Raw genomic sequence first — 14,775 nt, forward strand, 5'->3', positions numbered from 1 at the left:
TACGACTGAAGGGTATGACGCCGATGGAATATCGGTGTCATACCCTTGCAGCCTGAGCAGGACTATTATTTAGTTAGTCCAACTTTCGGGGCCCAGTTCAACGGGGACCAGCCATTGACAGTTTGAGCCGAGCTCTAGTGAACCGAGCCCATCAGCTTCTTCAGCCCCGGGGTTGCAGCCATCATGGCTACGCCCACGACGACGGCGGTGCCGCCCATGGCGATGAAGTAGGGGATCTCGTTGCCCGGAGTGTAGTAGCCGGCCAGCACGCCCGACAGGGTGGTGCCCAGGGATACCGACAAGAAGAACAGCGCGATCATCTGCGTGCCGAATGCGGCCGGAGCCAGCTTGGTGGCAATTGCCTGGCCTACTGGCGAGAGCAGCAGCTCGGCGAAGGTGCACAGCAGCAAGATGCCCACCAGGGCCAGCAGCGGGGTCTTGGCGAAGGATTCCAGCGGGATGAAGCACAGGAAGGCGGCACCCACGATGACCAGTGCCAAGCCGAACTTGATGGCGGTGTGCGGCTGGCGCTTGCCCAGCTTGGTCCACAGGGCCGCGAAGATGCCGGCAAAGACGATGATGAACACCGGGTTGATCGAGGTGACCCAGCTCGGCGGCATTTCCCAGCTGCCCAAGTGGCGGTCCAGGCGCTGATCCGAGTAGGCGGCGATGAAGGTGAACTGCTGCTGGAACAGTGCCCAGAAGGCGGCCGAGCCGATGTAGAACGGAATGAATGCCCAGACCTGCTTGCGCTCGGTCGCATCGACCTTCTTGCTGCGCAGGATCAGCGCGAAGTAGATGATCGAAGCGGCGATGACCACATAGGCGATGGTGCTTGCCAGGTTCTCCGGGGTCACGACCTTGCTGGCGAAGGCGGCAATGATCAGGACGATCACGGCGGCGAAAATGACCACGTAGCGCTTGCGCTCGGCGGCAGGCAGCGGATTGTTCGGGATGTTGCCGCCGGCAGGAAGCTTCTTGCGTCCGGCAGCGTAGATGCCCAGGCCAATAGCCATGCCGATGGCGGCGGCGCCGAAGCCAACGTGGAAGCCGTAGGAAACCTGCAGCCAGCCGGTGAGCAGCGGGCCGATCAGCCCGCCGATGTTCACGCCCATGTAGAAAAGGGAGAAGCCTGCATCAATGCGCGGATCATCCTTGGCATAGAGCGAACCAACCAGGGCCACGGCGTTGGCCTTCAGGCCGCCGGAGCCCACCGCTACCAGGATCAGGCCAACGATCAGGCCGATGTAGCCCGGCAGCAGTGCCAACCCGATGTGGCCGAGCATAATTGCGATGGCCGAGAAGAACAGCACGCGCTCGGAACCGAAGAGCCGGTCGGAGAGCCACGCGCCCAGGATGGTGGAGAGGTAGACAGCGCCGCCATAGGCGCCGACCAGCGACAGGGCCAGGCCCTGGTCCATCCCCAGGCCACCGTCGGTGGCCGAGTAGTACATGTAGTAAGCCAGCAAGCCCTGCATGCCGTAGAAGGAGAATCGCTCCCACATTTCCACGCTGAACAGGCTTGCGAGCGCACCGGGGTGACCGAAGAAGGTCCTTCCGGTGCTGGAAGTGCTCGTTGTTGCAGTAGACATACGTAATATTTTTCGCTTTTGCCTACCCGAGTACCTACTTATATGGGAAAGCTCACACCTGCATCTGGGCGGCCAGCGCGAGCAGAAGCCCCTCGTCGGAACGCGGGGAAATCAGCTGAATACTCATGGGTAATCCGGCACTGGTGGTCGTGACCGGGATGGTGATGGCAGCGACTGAGGCGACGTTCACCATGGAGGTGTACGGGGTGTACTGGCATTGCAACATATAATCGCGATCTGCCGTGGATTGTGTATAGTGCCCGATCAGCGGTGGAATGCTCGCCATGGCCGGGGTGGCAATCACGTCATAGGCCGACCACTGGCGCACAAAATCGGCAGCGATCTGCTTGAGCCGTGAACCCGCCTGCAAATTTTGTTCCAGCGACCGCCCGGCTGCGCGGCGGCGGTAATCCCTGGCCAGCTCGCCAAGCAAGGACTCGTCATTCACTGGCACGTCCTTCAGCCCATTGGTCCACACCGTAGCGAAGCTTTCTGGATAGTCCGAGGCGTAGTCCAGCCGGGCTGGCTGCACCCGGTGGCGCTGCCCGAGCAGCTCGAGGCCGCGCTCAAAGGCGGTGCGTGCTTCGGGGGAGAGCGAGATGTCGTACACCGATTCAAAGGGCGAGAGGGTGCTGAATCCGATGTTCAACCCGTCCAGCCGCTGCGGGTAGCTGCCCTGCAGCAACGGCAGATAGTGGTCCTTTCCGCGCATCGCGTCGAGCAGCAGGGCCGCATCCAGCGCATCATGGGCCAGGGGGCCGGAGACCGCGAGCTTCGGCGCACCCAGCGGATCAACATATCCGTCCAGCACATCCGAGGGCACCCGGCCCAGCGAGGGCTTGAGCCCGATCAGTCCGCAAGCTGCGGCCGGAATGCGCACGGAGCCGCCGCCATCGGATCCCGCGCCCACCGGAATCATCCCGGCAGCGATCGCCGCGGCCTGCCCGCCCGAGGAGCCGCCCGAGGAGCGTTGGGGATCAAAGGGATTGCGCGAGGGCGCTGACACCAGATTTTCCGAATGGCTGCTCAGCGCGAACTCCGGAACCTGCGTCTTGCCCAGGATGACCACGCCCTCGGAACGCAAGCGCCCCACCAGCGGGTGGTCGCGGGTGGCTTCTGGATGATCCACCCCGGCCGACCCATAGGTGGTGGGCATTCCGGCGACGTCGTTGAGGTCCTTGAACGCGGTGGGCAGCCCGTGCAGCCGGCCGGTATTCCCTCGCGCCTGCGCCTCATCGGCGGCCCGCGCGGCCGCTATGGCGTCCTCGGCGACATGCACAAAGGCGCCCAGATCCTTGTGCTGCTCGATGCGGTTCAGGTAATGCTCGGTGAGCTCGCGGCTGGAAATCTCGCCACGGGCCAGATCGTCTCGCAATTTCAAGGCGCTGGAGGGAAACATGTCGGCTTTCGACGCAGGAAATGACTAGTCTTATAAGCAAACACCCTATAAGTGAGGAATGCTAGCCGTGAGCGATTTTGAAACTGTCTCGGTCAATGATGTCCCGAAGGATGCGTTCATCCTTGACGTGCGCGAGGACTTCGAATGGGAAGCAGGCCACGCTGCCGGTGCAACCCACATCGTGCTCGGCACCCTGCCCGAGCGTGTTGGCGAGCTGGACCCGGACGTGGACACCTACGTGATCTGCCGTACCGGCGGGCGTTCGGCGCAGGCCGCCGCCTGGCTCACCGGCTTGGGCCACACCGCTTTTAATATCGCCGGCGGATCCGATGCGTGGATTGAAGCAGGACTGCCCATGGAATCGGAGAACGGGCAGGAGCCGGCCGTCCGATGAAATACGCCTATCTGGGACCTGCCGGCACCTTCACCGAGTCGGCGCTGCTGCAGGTTCCCGGGGCTGAAGCAGCGCAGCGCATTCCCGCAGCAAATGTGAATGTCGCGCTGGCCATGGTGCGCGATGGAAGTGTCGACGCTGCGATGGTGCCGATCGAGAATTCGGTGGAGGGCGGCGTTTCGGCCACCCTGGACGCCATCGCCCAAGGCCAGGCCCTGCAGATCGTTGCCGAGATTCTAGTGCCCATCAGCTTCGTGCTGGCGGTGCGCCCGGGCATCGACTCGCTGGACCAGATCAAGCTCATCTCCACCCACGGCCACGCGTGGGCGCAATGCCGTTTGTGGGCAGAGGCGAATATCCCCGGCGCCGTCTTCACTCCGGCCTCTTCCACCGCGGCTGCCGCGGTGGCCCTGGGCGATGGCGAACCCGGCCATGATGCGGCGATCTGCAACCCGCTGGTGGCCGAGGAGCGCGGGCTGAACGTGCTGGTGCGCGGGGTTGAGGACAACATCGGCGCGGTCACCCGCTTTATCCTGGTCACCCGTCCGGGAAAGATCCCGGCGCCCAGCGGGGTGGACAAGTCCACGCTGATCATGCCGCTGCCCGAAGACCGTCCCGGCGCGCTGATGGAACTCCTTGAGCAGTTCACCGCGCGCGGGGTGAACCTTTCGCGCATTGAATCGCGTCCTACGGGAGAAGGCCTGGGGCAGTACTTCTTCTCCGTGGATTTTGAAGGCCACGTCGCCGACGAACGCGTTGCCGCGGCCCTGTCCGGGTTGCACCGCTTGTCCCCGGAGCTGCGTTTCCTCGGTTCCTACCCGGCGGCCCAGGGCGTTGAGCCCTTTGTTGATACGCACAATTCCGATGCCGCGTTCAGCGAAGCCCGCAGGTGGGTGCAGTCGCTGCGCGACCGGTTCTAGGCAGACAGGTCAAAGCCCGGCGAACGCCTCAATGAAGATTCGAAATACTGATTTTTGGCGTATAGAGGTATGGTCGCCGGGCTGCGGACCGACGCTTGGTTGTTTGATGAATTCAAGGCGGCCTATCGCGAGAAGAGTCTTGTTGAGCCGTTGGGAGTAGCGTCCGTGGGTAGCTTAGACCCGTGATTCTGGCGCTTTCCCTCGTTGATGCTTCATTGAGCATAGTTTGAGTCTGGACCTGAATTGCATCTCAGGGGCTCAGCGCCCCGTTTCCAGGTGGCACATCAGTCTGCTTCCGATGAAACGACTCCACGGTGATTTCATCTGTGGCCTTTTCGGTGAACCCGGATGGCTGATCTTTATCCAGCAGTTTTCGACTCAACGTCGAAACGGAGCTAATCCGGCGCCAAGCAGCATGCCTGCCGTACTTCTAATGCGAGGCAAATATTTCTTTGGCTGTAGCGCTCGGTGGCAGAAGAGTTTCCGGTGATAGGAACCGAGCCTAGATCAACTACCTTTGCCTGAGTTTCAAAATCCCAGACAAGCTGCAAAAAGGCAAGATTAAGTTGATTTGAGGGCAGTTCCAAGCTAATTCGGAAGTTCCAGAGCCTCGGATTTCCTTCTACGTGCGATCGGACGTTATCCGCGAATCAGAAGAACCGCAATCGCGAACATTATGAATTCACTCCGTTCTCATAAGGAACTGAGTGAATCATTCTCGGGCGACCTTCTGGGGGACCGTTTGTTCTCTGCGATTCATCATTGAGAGGACAATTGCGATGGCAGCGCCAAGTAATGGAAGCCCAAGGATCAACAATACGATAAGTAGCTTTTCGACTGATGAGAATCGGGAATTACGGGCAACAAGAACGAACGCTGCTACCAGCAAAGCTAGATACAACACAAGCAATCCGTAGGACATGGCTTGTATTTCCCATGGAATTACAGGGTTAACGTTCATATTGAATTCATTCCTTTCAGCCTGAAGGTCCCTGCCCAGAGTACCGAGGGCTTGCCAGACACCGGACTCAAGTAGAGCTCAAACGCTGTGTCCAGGTGGGGCCAGCAGCTATGGGGTGCGCAGGCGCAGTGCGCTGGGCGAAACGCTGACTTCCAGCTCATTGACCTCGCCGGTGGGATCCCCGTCAATCTGGGTATTCATCGGCTCGGTGCAGCGAAGGGCGATGCCCGGGGTCTGGTAGAAGCTCATCACCGGAATCTTGTTCTTGGCCCGGAAGGCGGTCTTGAGCAGAATCCACATCCAGCCAGCGGCCGAGCGCGGAGACAGGATGACCGCGTCGAGCACGCCGTCATCAATTTTGGCATCCGGGACGAAGTCCAGGCCCTGCAGCTTGCCGCAGTTGGCGAAGAGCACCGAGCGGACCTTGCGGTTCTGCCAGTTCTCATCGCCGTCCAGCTTGAAGTTGACCTTCTTGCGCTTGCCGGGCAGCTGGCGCAGGCCAGCCTCCGAGTAGGCGAGCCAGCCGACCTTGGATTTCAGCTCTTCATTGGTGTCGTCGAAAAGATCCGCGTCTGTGCCAACACCGGCGATGACCAGGAACGCATGGTCCGCCTCGCTGCCATCGAGCAGCTTCAGCTTCATGTGCCCCACGTCGATTCGGCGCACCATGCCCCGCACGGCAACCAGAGCTGCGGTGTGCAGGTCATCAATGGGGATTTCGACATTGCGCGCGAGCAGGTTGCCGGTGCCCAGCGGAAGGATGCCCAAAGAGGCATCGGTGCCTTCGAGCACCTCTGCCACGGCGCGAATCGTTCCGTCGCCGCCCGCGGCAATAATTGTGTCGCATTGCGCATCCAGGGCTTCCCGGGCCGCATCCTGGCCTGGGTTCTCCTTGGTGGTGTGCAGAACCAGTGGCGCTTCGATGCCTGCTTCAGCGCAAACCCGCTCCACGGCCTTCAGCGCTTCTTCTGCACCTGACTTGGAAGGATTGATGACCAGTGCCACCTTGCCCGGGGTGGCGTGTTCGGCCGCTACCGGCTCTTGTGCCGAGGGCAAGCGGTAGTGCGACAGCTTGCGCACCGAGTACCAACTGGTTGCCGCGGCGGCAGCTGCGGCAGCCACGGCAGAGAAAACGATCACACGATTTGTCTGCATAGTGCTTTCATCGTACTCATGATTGCTACGCTTTATGTGTGATCGACCTTAAAATGCTCACCGAAAATCCGGATTTGTACCGTGCCTCGCAACGCGCGCGCGGTGCCGACGAGTCGTTAATTGACCAGCTGCTGGCAGCTGACACGGCACGTCGTGAAACCATCGCCACCTACGAACGCCTGCGTGCCGAGCAGAATGCCTTCTCCAAGAAGGTCGGCCAAGCCAAGGGGGAGGAGCGCTCCGCGCTGCTGGCCGAGGTCAAGGAGCTGGCCGCTTCGGTCAAGTCCGCCCAGGCCCAGTCCGATGAGGCTGCTGCCAAGTGCACCGAGCTGCAGCGCCTGATCCCGAACTTGATCATCGAGGGCATTCCTGCCGGCGGCGAAGACGACTTCACGGTCGTCAAGCACGTGGGCACCATCCGCGATTTCAAGGCCGAAGGCTTCGAGCCGCTGGACCACCTGCAGATCGGCGAGAAGCTCGACGCCATCGACATGGAACGCGGCGCCAAGGTCTCCGGCTCGCGCTTCTACTTCCTCAAGGGCATCGGCGCCCGGCTGGAAATTGCGATGATGAACATGGCCTTGGACGTGGCCCTGGAGCGAGGGTTCATCCCGATGATCACCCCGACCCTGGTTCGTCCCGAAACCATGCAGGGCACCGGCTTCGACGTGGCCCACGACGACGAGATCTACAAGCTCGAGCGCGACAACATGTACCTGGTTGGCACCTCCGAGGTGGCCCTGGCCGGATACCACGCCGACGAGATCATGGACCTGTCCGAGGGGCCAATTCGCTACGCCGGCTGGTCCTCCTGCTACCGCCGCGAGGCCGGCTCGGCTGGCAAGGACACCCGCGGCATCATCCGCGTGCACCAGTTCAACAAGCTGGAGATGTTCATCTACACCAGCGTGGAGAACGCCGAAGCCGAGCACCAGAACCTGCTGGCGATGGAAGAAGAAATGCTTGGCCGCATGGAACTTCCCTACCGGGTGATCGACACCGCCGCCGGAGACCTCGGCATGAGCGCTGCCCGCAAGTTCGACTGCGAAGCATGGGTTCCCACCCAGGATGCTTACCGCGAGCTGACGTCCACCTCGAACTGCACCACTTTCCAGGCTCGCCGCCTGAACATCCGCGAACGCGAAATCGTTGATGGCAAGCCGGGCAAGACCCGTGCGGTGGCAACGCTGAACGGCACCTTGGCTACCACCCGCTGGATCGTGGCAATTCTGGAAAACCACCAGAACCCCGACGGCTCGGTCAACGTGCCCAAGGCCCTGCAGCCATACCTTGGCGGACTTGAAGTGCTCAAGTAAATCAGGTTCAGTTAGTTGCCGGCTACCCCTTGAGGGTGGCCGGCAATTGCAGTTAACCAGCTGTTCAAGCGCACCTGTGCCGTGGGTCATCGCTAAACCGTGGCGGTAATGGTTAACTTGAGCCATGACAGTTATGACAAAGATCGGCAACGACGACCGACTGAATAAGCAGAAATTGATGATCTGCCTTGATGTGGACGGAACCATCGTCAACCATCAGGGCCAGATGAGCCAGCGGGTCCGCGATGCTGCCCGGGCCGTGATGGAGCAAGGCCATGAAGTGGTCATTTCCACCGGACGCTCCCTGGGCGCCGCCCTTCCGGTCATGGAAGAGCTGGGCATTGAGCACGGCTATGTAGTCGTCAGCAATGGCGGAGTGCTGGCCAAGGTGGCCGACGGAGACGTCGAAGTGATCCACCGCGAAGTCTTTGATCCTTCAGTCGCCTTGAAGGCGCTCTGGAAGCAATTGCCCAAGGCCAAGTACGCGCTGGAAAACGAGCGCGGCGAATTTCTTTCCAACCAGGCTTTCGGCGACGCCAGCTTCGGCGCCGAAACCAAGGTGGTCGATTTCGACGAATTGCTGAGCAACAAAGCCGTGCGTGTTGTGGTGTTCTCCACCGATAACACCGCCGAAGAATTCGGCCATGCGGTGCAAGGCTTGGGCCTCTCCGGAGTCACCTACTCGGTCGGCTGGACCGCTTGGCTGGATATCGCCGCCGACGGCACCACCAAGGCCAGCGGCCTGGAGCGCCTGCGCGCGATCCTCGACTTTGATTTGGCAGATTCCCTGGCCGTAGGCGATGGCCGCAATGACATCGAAATGCTCCAGTGGGCCGGACATGGCGTGGCCATGGGCCAGGCTCCGGACGAGGTCAAGGACGCGGCAGATGCGGTGACCGAAGGCGTAGACGAGGACGGCTTGGCGATCATCCTCGAGGGGCTGCTCCAGGACTAGCCCTATTGCAGGGACAATGGCTGCTGCCTGCCGCGCTTTAGAGCTGGTCGGTGAATTCCAGCAGCCGGGCGATGGCAGCCCGGGCGCCGAGCTCGTCGTTGTACCCCGAACGCACTATGGCGGCGGACACCGCCTGCGGGGTGATGCCGAGTATCTCGGCCACCGCTTTCTGCTGGCCGCGCACTCCCGGGGTAAGCAGATCCACCACGGACCATTCGGCTTCGGTCCTGGTGCGGATCCACTGGCCCAGCATGCGCAGCAGCCCTTCTAATTCGGCATCCATCTCATCGGTGCCGGAGGAAACGCAGATCGGCACGCGTTCGCCACGATGGGTGGCCGCTTCGAGGGCGCCCAGCGCACGGCGTGCGGCCTTGCCCTCTACCAGGTCTGCCTCCGCGGGCACCGGTTCGTACAGGCCGCCGATGCCCAGTCCGATATTGCAGAAGTTCAACCTTGTCACGCGCATCAGCGCATCCACCGCGGCGTCGGGATCCCTGGGCACGCCCAGCAGCAGTTGTCCGCTCAGCGCGGTGAAGGGCGCGAGCGTGTCCACCTGGGAGAGCTGATGCCACAATTGCTCGCTGGCGTCGGCAACATCGGTAACCGAGCGGGGCCGGGGGCTGAGCGCAACGACAAACATATTTCCAGTATTGCCTGTGCAAGCGGGTTTGTCGCGAGTACTGCCCGAGATGTTGCCGTTATTGTTGTTGCGGCAAACGCACGCTGGTACGTGCAACAAAGAGTTGCGTGGCTGGGCCGATGAGCACTGCATAGGCCACGGTGCCCAAGCCCACCGGACCACCCAGCAGCCATCCGATGCCCAATACCGTCAGCTCCAGCGCGGTGCGGATCAGCCGCAATGAGAGCCCGGTGCGCAGATGCAACCCGGTCATCAGTCCATCACGCGGACCTGGGCCGAAGTGGCTGCCGATGTAGAGGGCTCCGCCCAAGCCGTTGATGAGGATTGCTACCGCCAAGGTCAGGATCTGCCAGCCAAGGCCATTGATTGATGGCAAAAAGCGCAGGAAGAAGTCCAGCGCTATGCCCAGGTACAGCGTGTTGGCGATGGTTCCCAGCCCGGGCCATTGGCGCAACGGAATCCATGCGAGCAGGACCAATGCGCCAACCAGGATGGTGATGGTGCCCAGCGAGAGCGGTACGTGGTTTGCGATGCCCAAATGCAGCACATCCCATGGATCCACGCCCAGCTGAGCTCGGATGATCAGGGCCATCGCAAGAGCATAGAGCGACAGGCCTGCAAAGAGGTTAAAGAATCGCAAGGGCAATCGCCCGCTGGTGAGCTGTTGGCGTGGAGTCAGATTAGTGATGGTCATGAATAAAATAATCCGGTAAATTGGCCATGTAAAAAAGAGCCAATTTTGAAAAGGTGGACTTATGGGACGCGTCACAGGCACTGCGCTGGCCGGCATGCTCGGAACGGCCGACTCTTCCCAGCCGGCCTACCGGTGGCTTTTTGAGGCCTTACGCTCGCTCATTGCCAATGGCCGCATCCTGCACGGCGCGGTATTGCCCAGCGAACGCGAAGCCGTGGCCCGCCTAGGCCTGAGCCGCACCACGGTCTCCCGTGCCTACGCCGAACTGCGCGAAAGCGGCTATGCCAGTTCCCGCCAAGGCTCGGGAACCATCGCGCAGATTCCCGGAGGACCAGTGGCGGGTGGCGCCGAGCCCTTGCCGCTGGGTGGTTTTGGGCCGATGCCGGGAAGCACCGCACTCGATCTCACCTGCGCGGCTCCCAATGCACCCACGGGGATGCTCGAAGAGTTCCAAACGGCCCTGGAGCAATTGCCGCGGTACGCGGCCACCATGGGCTACTACCCGCTGGGCATTGAACCGCTGCGACTGGCCCTGGCCGATTACTACACCCGCAAAGGCTTGCCCACCGGGCCGGACCAGATCATCGTCACCTCCGGCGCCCTCTCCTCGGTGGCAGCCGCAGGGCGAGCGGTGATGGCCCGCGGGCAGAGCGTGCTGGCAGAATCCCCGACCTACCCCAATTCGCTGCTCGCGCTCAAGGCGCATGGTGCTCGCACCGCGGCAGTGCCCATTGGCCCGGAGGGCTCGGACATGGAACAGATCGCCTCGGCCCTGCGCACGGTGTCCCCGAGCGTGATGCTATGCCTTCCCGACTTCCACAACCCGGTGGGAACCCTGCTGGATGATGCCCGGCGAGAGCGCTGGGCGGCAGAACTGGACCGATCCGGAACCATTGGCGTCATCGATGAAACCTGCGCCGAACTGTGGCTGGATGCCGAGCCGGAAGTCCTTCCCATGGCCGCGTTCTCCAAGAACCTGATCACCGTGGGCAGCGCCAGCAAATCCCACTGGGGCGGACTGCGCCTTGGCTGGCTGCGCACCCCGCGGCACCTATCAGGTGCAATGGCCCGTTCGCGCATGAGCATGGATCTCGGGGCTCCGGTGTTGGAGCAATTGGTGTTGGCGCAGTTGCTGAACTCGGGTGCAACCCTCGCGCAGAGTACCCGGGATTCCTTGCGGGATAACCGGGACTGGATGATCGCCGAGCTGCAGCGGCTGCTGCCGGAATGGAAGCCGAATAGGCCAGCAGGTGGACTGAGCCTCTGGTGCCAGCTGCCCCAGCCGCGCTCCAGCGCCCTGGCGCGCCAGCTTAAAACGGTTCTGCTGGCCCCGGGCTCCACCTTTGCCGTTGAGGGCCACGGGCTGGAACACTACCTGCGCCTGCCTTTCGCGCAGGAAAGAGCCGACCTGGAGCAGGCGCTTCCCGCCATCGCCGAGGCCTGGTACAAAGTGGCCGGTTAATAGCTGCCTGAAGATTGCTTGTGGCTCGAATAACCTGTGGATCAGTCCAGCCAGGTAGCCAGTGCCCCAGAGGTAATGAGTGCGAAGGCGCCGAAAAAACGATACCGATGGCGATTGAAAATAATACGAGCCAGCGCGCCTCGGATGATTTCAACTTCTAGACCTGCTTATTTCGGTTGGCGGCATTCCGGATCAGCTGAACCGCTGCGTAGCAAACGCCAAATCCTGGAATGCATAGAGCAGCCATCAGCGCTATCAGCAGGGGCACCGAGCGACCCCGGACGTAGCGGCAGCCCACGTAGAGGAGGCCTGCACCCCAAAGCAGAAGGATTGATGCTTCCAATGGGTCCAGAGCAAAACTGCTATCCATGCCAGAAGTCTATTTTATCAGGCTGACTACCGACTGCAACGAGTCTGTCAGGGCAGAAACTAGTCCCTCGATGCTATAGCCGACTTCGGCCTGAACGCCTGGAACAGATTCGAGTTTGTCGGTCTCGGCGCCCACGGAGGCTGTCTGCCCCTCGGGGCGCAGCGCTGGCACATGGATGAAAAGCGCCGGAACTTCCTGCCCGTAGGCAAGGTACGCGATGTGGTTGCAAACAAATCTCCCGGCATCCTCGGACAGATAAGCAGCATGCCCATGCTGGTGCAATGCCCGGAGCACTGCTTGGGGATCCATGGTGGCACTGCGGAAGAAATCCCCTCCCTGGATGATGGCCTGCCGTGCCGGCTGGGCACCGTCATTGTCCGCAATGCGGGCGTTGTCTTCATTGGCGCCGCGGACTTCAATGCTGATCTCATCCCGGCCGCCAGCCTCGCCCACGCAGACCAGTGCATCCGGCTGATGCTCCTGCAGTAGCGCAGCCAAATCCTCCCCGGAGCGCTGGAAGGAAACTGGCAAGATTGCCGTGCTGATTCGGTAGCCGTCCAAGTGTTCGGGAAGCAGCCGGACGGCTTCGCCGCTGGCGTTGTACTGGTCGTTGCCGAAGGGCTCGAAGCCGGTCACCAAAAGATGCATGAACCTATTATGGGCCTAAACTGTCGGTGCGAGTTGATAAATCTTGGGTGTACGTCCAATCGAAAGCCACTGGATAGGTGCTCATGGTTATCGCGGTTTTAATCCTCGTCATCCTTAATATTCTCGCAACGGCATGTATTGCCCTGCTGCTGATCCGCCGCACGTCAGGCAACGACGAAGTCCAGATTCGGGACTCCGTGCGGGCTGCCAATGCCGAGTTGCGCCAAGAGCTGGGAACCCAGCGCAATGAACTGCGCCAAGGCATGGCAGAAGTGCGCGCCGAGATTGACGCCAAGCTCAGCGCCATGAGCGAATCCAACGCCAACCGGCACATCCAGATCCAGCATCTGCTCCAGCAGGAAATGGAGAAGTTGCGTTCGGGCAACGAAGCCAAGCTGGAAAAGATGCGCGAGACCGTGGACGAGAAATTGCAGGGAACCCTGGAGAAGCGCTTGGGCGAGTCTTTCGAATTGGTCAGCAAGCGGCTGGAAATGGTCCAGCAGGGCCTGGGCGAGATGCAGTCGCTGGCCCAGGATGTCGGCGGGCTCAAGCGCGTGCTCACCAATGTGAAGAGCCGCGGCTCCTGGGGCGAAGTCCAGCTCTCGCGCCAGCTGGAAGACATCCTCACCGCGGAGCAGTATGAGCAAAACGTCGCCGTGGTGCCCGGCAGCCGCGAAGTCGTGGAGTTCGCTGTGATCCTGCCCGGGCGAGAAGCGGGAACCATCTACCTGCCCATCGACTCCAAGCTTCCGCAGGAAGACTATGAGCGTTTGCTCGACGCCCAGGAGGCGGGCGAGAAGGCTGCCATCGATGCGGCGGCCAAGGCCCTGGACCGGGCGATTATCGAGCAGGCGAAACTCATCTCCAGCAAGTACATCGCCCCGCCCTACAGCACCGACTTCGCGATCATGTACCTGCCTACCGAAGGGCTCTTCGCCGAAGTTGTGCGCAGCCCCGGCCTGGCCAGCAAGCTGCAGACCGAGCACCGCGTGCTGGTCACCGGGCCAACAACTTTGATGAGCCTGCTCAATTCCCTGCAGATGGGCTTCCGGACACTGGCCATCGAAAAGCGCAGCAGCGAAGTGTGGCAGGTGCTCTCGGCGGCCAAGGAAGAGTTCCGCAAGTACGGGGATGTCTGGGACAAGCTGGGCAAGCAGCTCTCGGCGGCGCAGAATACCGTCAGCGCGGCTGGCACCCGCACCCGCGTGCTGGAAAAGACGCTGCGTGACGTGCAAACAATGGAAGTCTCCTCCCAAGAGGACGTTCTGACCGGGTTGCTCCCCGAAGCCTAGAAACGGGCGACGCGCAGGACTGCGCTTGGCGCAGCACGCGGCATCATCCACAGGAGCAGCGATGTTCAAGTACCTCATCTCATTCCCCAGCCCCGTCATGGAAATTCCGGAAGGTGACCTGGAAGCCGTTGCGCACGCAACCCATGAAGTTCTGCGTGAAGCCAAAGAGGCTGGGGCCTGGATTTTCGGTGGCGGCGTCGATGAAAGCATCGCTCCGGTCATGGTGGAAGCGGACGGGACGGTCCGTGAGGGCACCTGCCCGCAGACCGCGCATATCGAAGGCGGATATGCGGTGCTCGGCCTGGCCGGCTATGAGCAGGTGGTGGCCTGGGCCGCGAAGCTTGCGGCAGCCAGCCGCTGCGCCCAAGAAGTCCGGGTCTTCCGGGACGATCCTGAAAGTTAAAGCAATGGCGGTGACCCCAAAAGGGGCCACCGCCATCGCAGTTCAGGTCTAGCGACTAGGCCTTGAAGCGCTCGATGGAGCGAGCCAGCTCGGCCTCGGCAGCCTCGCGGCCTTCCCAGCCCTCGGCCTTGACCCACTTGCCTGGTTCCAGGTCCTTGTAGCGGGTGAAGAAGTGCTCGATCTCCTTGATCAGCCACTCGTCGATGTCCTCAAGTTCCTTGATGTGGTCAAAGCGCTTGTCCGCAGGAACGCACAGCAGCTTGGCATCGCCACCGCCATCGTCGGTCATGTTGAAGACGCCGATGGGGCGAGCCTCGACAACAACACCCGGGATCAAATCAACACCCGGGATGAAGACCATGGCATCCAATGGATCGCCATCTTCGCCCAGGGTATCGTCGAAGTAGCCGTAGTGGGTTGGGTACTGCATCGAGGTGAACAGCACGCGATCCAGGCGCAGGCGGTGGGTCTCGTGGTCGATCTCGTACTTGACGCGCGATCCGGTCGGGATCTCGATGGTCACGTCGTGGCTCATGAAAAGCACGCTCCTGAACTAGTCTTAGGGTTATCCGCT

The 14,775-nt window shown here is 61.6% G+C and carries 15 protein-coding genes; 7 read left to right on the forward strand and 8 right to left on the reverse strand.

What is annotated here, in order from left to right; genetic code table 11:
* Positions 1 to 134 precede the first annotated feature (134 nt).
* Entirely contained in the window at positions 135 to 1,592 is a 1,458-nt protein-coding gene (locus AC6CHO_RS16995; protein WP_498216669.1) for a peptide MFS transporter, read from the reverse strand.
* 52 nt (positions 1,593 to 1,644) lie between these two features.
* Positions 1,645 to 2,991: an amidase gene (locus AC6CHO_RS17000; RefSeq protein ID WP_498216670.1), complete on the reverse strand. Its 1,347-nt coding sequence runs from the start codon at positions 2,989 to 2,991 to the stop codon at positions 1,645 to 1,647.
* A 67-nt stretch (positions 2,992 to 3,058) separates the two neighbouring features.
* Between AC6CHO_RS17000 and AC6CHO_RS17005 the strand changes: the two genes are divergently transcribed.
* On the forward strand, positions 3,059 to 3,385 hold the full coding sequence (locus AC6CHO_RS17005) for a rhodanese-like domain-containing protein (protein WP_498216671.1): 327 nt from the start codon (positions 3,059 to 3,061) through the stop codon (positions 3,383 to 3,385).
* On the forward strand, positions 3,382 to 4,305 hold the full coding sequence (gene pheA, locus AC6CHO_RS17010; RefSeq protein ID WP_498216672.1) for a prephenate dehydratase: 924 nt from the start codon (positions 3,382 to 3,384) through the stop codon (positions 4,303 to 4,305). The genes AC6CHO_RS17005 and pheA overlap by 4 nt, the downstream gene beginning before the upstream one ends.
* Positions 4,306 to 5,374: 1,069 nt before the next feature.
* Here the strand turns inward: pheA and AC6CHO_RS17015 are convergent.
* Complete coding sequence (locus tag AC6CHO_RS17015) at positions 5,375 to 6,421, reverse strand: diacylglycerol/lipid kinase family protein (RefSeq protein WP_498216673.1); 1,047 nt, start codon at positions 6,419 to 6,421, stop codon at positions 5,375 to 5,377.
* A 38-nt stretch (positions 6,422 to 6,459) separates the two neighbouring features.
* Here AC6CHO_RS17015 and serS point away from each other — a divergent pair, with 38 nt between their 5' ends.
* Entirely contained in the window at positions 6,460 to 7,737 is a 1,278-nt protein-coding gene (serS, locus tag AC6CHO_RS17020; RefSeq protein ID WP_498216674.1) for a serine--tRNA ligase, read from the forward strand.
* Positions 7,738 to 7,861: 124 nt separating this feature from the next.
* Positions 7,862 to 8,692 carry an HAD family hydrolase gene (locus AC6CHO_RS17025; RefSeq protein ID WP_498216675.1) on the forward strand — a complete coding sequence of 277 codons (831 nt, stop codon included), beginning with the start codon at positions 7,862 to 7,864 and terminating at the stop codon, positions 8,690 to 8,692.
* A gap of 37 nt (positions 8,693 to 8,729) precedes the next feature.
* Here the strand turns inward: AC6CHO_RS17025 and AC6CHO_RS17030 are convergent, their stop codons facing one another.
* Together AC6CHO_RS17030 and yczE are read right to left on the reverse strand one after the other, a co-directional pair.
* Positions 8,730 to 9,332 carry a hypothetical protein gene (locus tag AC6CHO_RS17030; RefSeq protein WP_498216676.1) on the reverse strand — a complete coding sequence of 201 codons (603 nt, stop codon included), beginning with the start codon at positions 9,330 to 9,332 and terminating at the stop codon, positions 8,730 to 8,732.
* Between the two features lie 58 nt (positions 9,333 to 9,390).
* Positions 9,391 to 10,026, reverse strand: a complete 636-nt coding sequence (yczE, locus tag AC6CHO_RS17035) for a membrane protein YczE (RefSeq protein ID WP_498216677.1) — start codon at positions 10,024 to 10,026, stop codon at positions 9,391 to 9,393.
* A 61-nt stretch (positions 10,027 to 10,087) separates the two neighbouring features.
* On the opposite strand from yczE, the gene yczR reads away from it, so the two are divergent.
* On the forward strand, positions 10,088 to 11,488 hold the full coding sequence (gene yczR / locus AC6CHO_RS17040) for a MocR-like transcription factor YczR (RefSeq protein WP_498216678.1): 1,401 nt from the start codon (positions 10,088 to 10,090) through the stop codon (positions 11,486 to 11,488).
* 157 nt (positions 11,489 to 11,645) lie between these two features.
* On the opposite strand, the gene AC6CHO_RS17045 is transcribed toward yczR, so the two are convergent.
* Positions 11,646 to 11,858 carry a hypothetical protein gene (locus AC6CHO_RS17045; protein WP_498216679.1) on the reverse strand — a complete coding sequence of 71 codons (213 nt, stop codon included), beginning with the start codon at positions 11,856 to 11,858 and terminating at the stop codon, positions 11,646 to 11,648.
* A gap of 9 nt (positions 11,859 to 11,867) precedes the next feature.
* Positions 11,868 to 12,506: a pyroglutamyl-peptidase I gene (locus AC6CHO_RS17050; RefSeq protein ID WP_498216680.1), complete on the reverse strand. Its 639-nt coding sequence runs from the start codon at positions 12,504 to 12,506 to the stop codon at positions 11,868 to 11,870.
* Between the two features lie 83 nt (positions 12,507 to 12,589).
* Between AC6CHO_RS17050 and AC6CHO_RS17055 the strand changes: the two genes are divergently transcribed.
* Both AC6CHO_RS17055 and AC6CHO_RS17060 read left to right on the forward strand, forming a co-directional pair.
* Positions 12,590 to 13,798 carry a DNA recombination protein RmuC gene (locus AC6CHO_RS17055; RefSeq protein ID WP_498216681.1) on the forward strand — a complete coding sequence of 403 codons (1,209 nt, stop codon included), beginning with the start codon at positions 12,590 to 12,592 and terminating at the stop codon, positions 13,796 to 13,798.
* Positions 13,799 to 13,823: 25 nt separating this feature from the next.
* Entirely contained in the window at positions 13,824 to 14,201 is a 378-nt protein-coding gene (locus tag AC6CHO_RS17060) for a YciI family protein (RefSeq protein ID WP_498216682.1), read from the forward strand.
* 55 nt (positions 14,202 to 14,256) lie between these two features.
* Here the strand turns inward: AC6CHO_RS17060 and AC6CHO_RS17065 are convergent, their stop codons facing one another.
* Complete coding sequence (locus AC6CHO_RS17065) at positions 14,257 to 14,736, reverse strand: inorganic diphosphatase (RefSeq protein WP_105658632.1); 480 nt, start codon at positions 14,734 to 14,736, stop codon at positions 14,257 to 14,259.
* Positions 14,737 to 14,775: the final 39 nt, after the last annotated feature.

The organism is Glutamicibacter sp. GQ173, assembly GCF_059759215.1.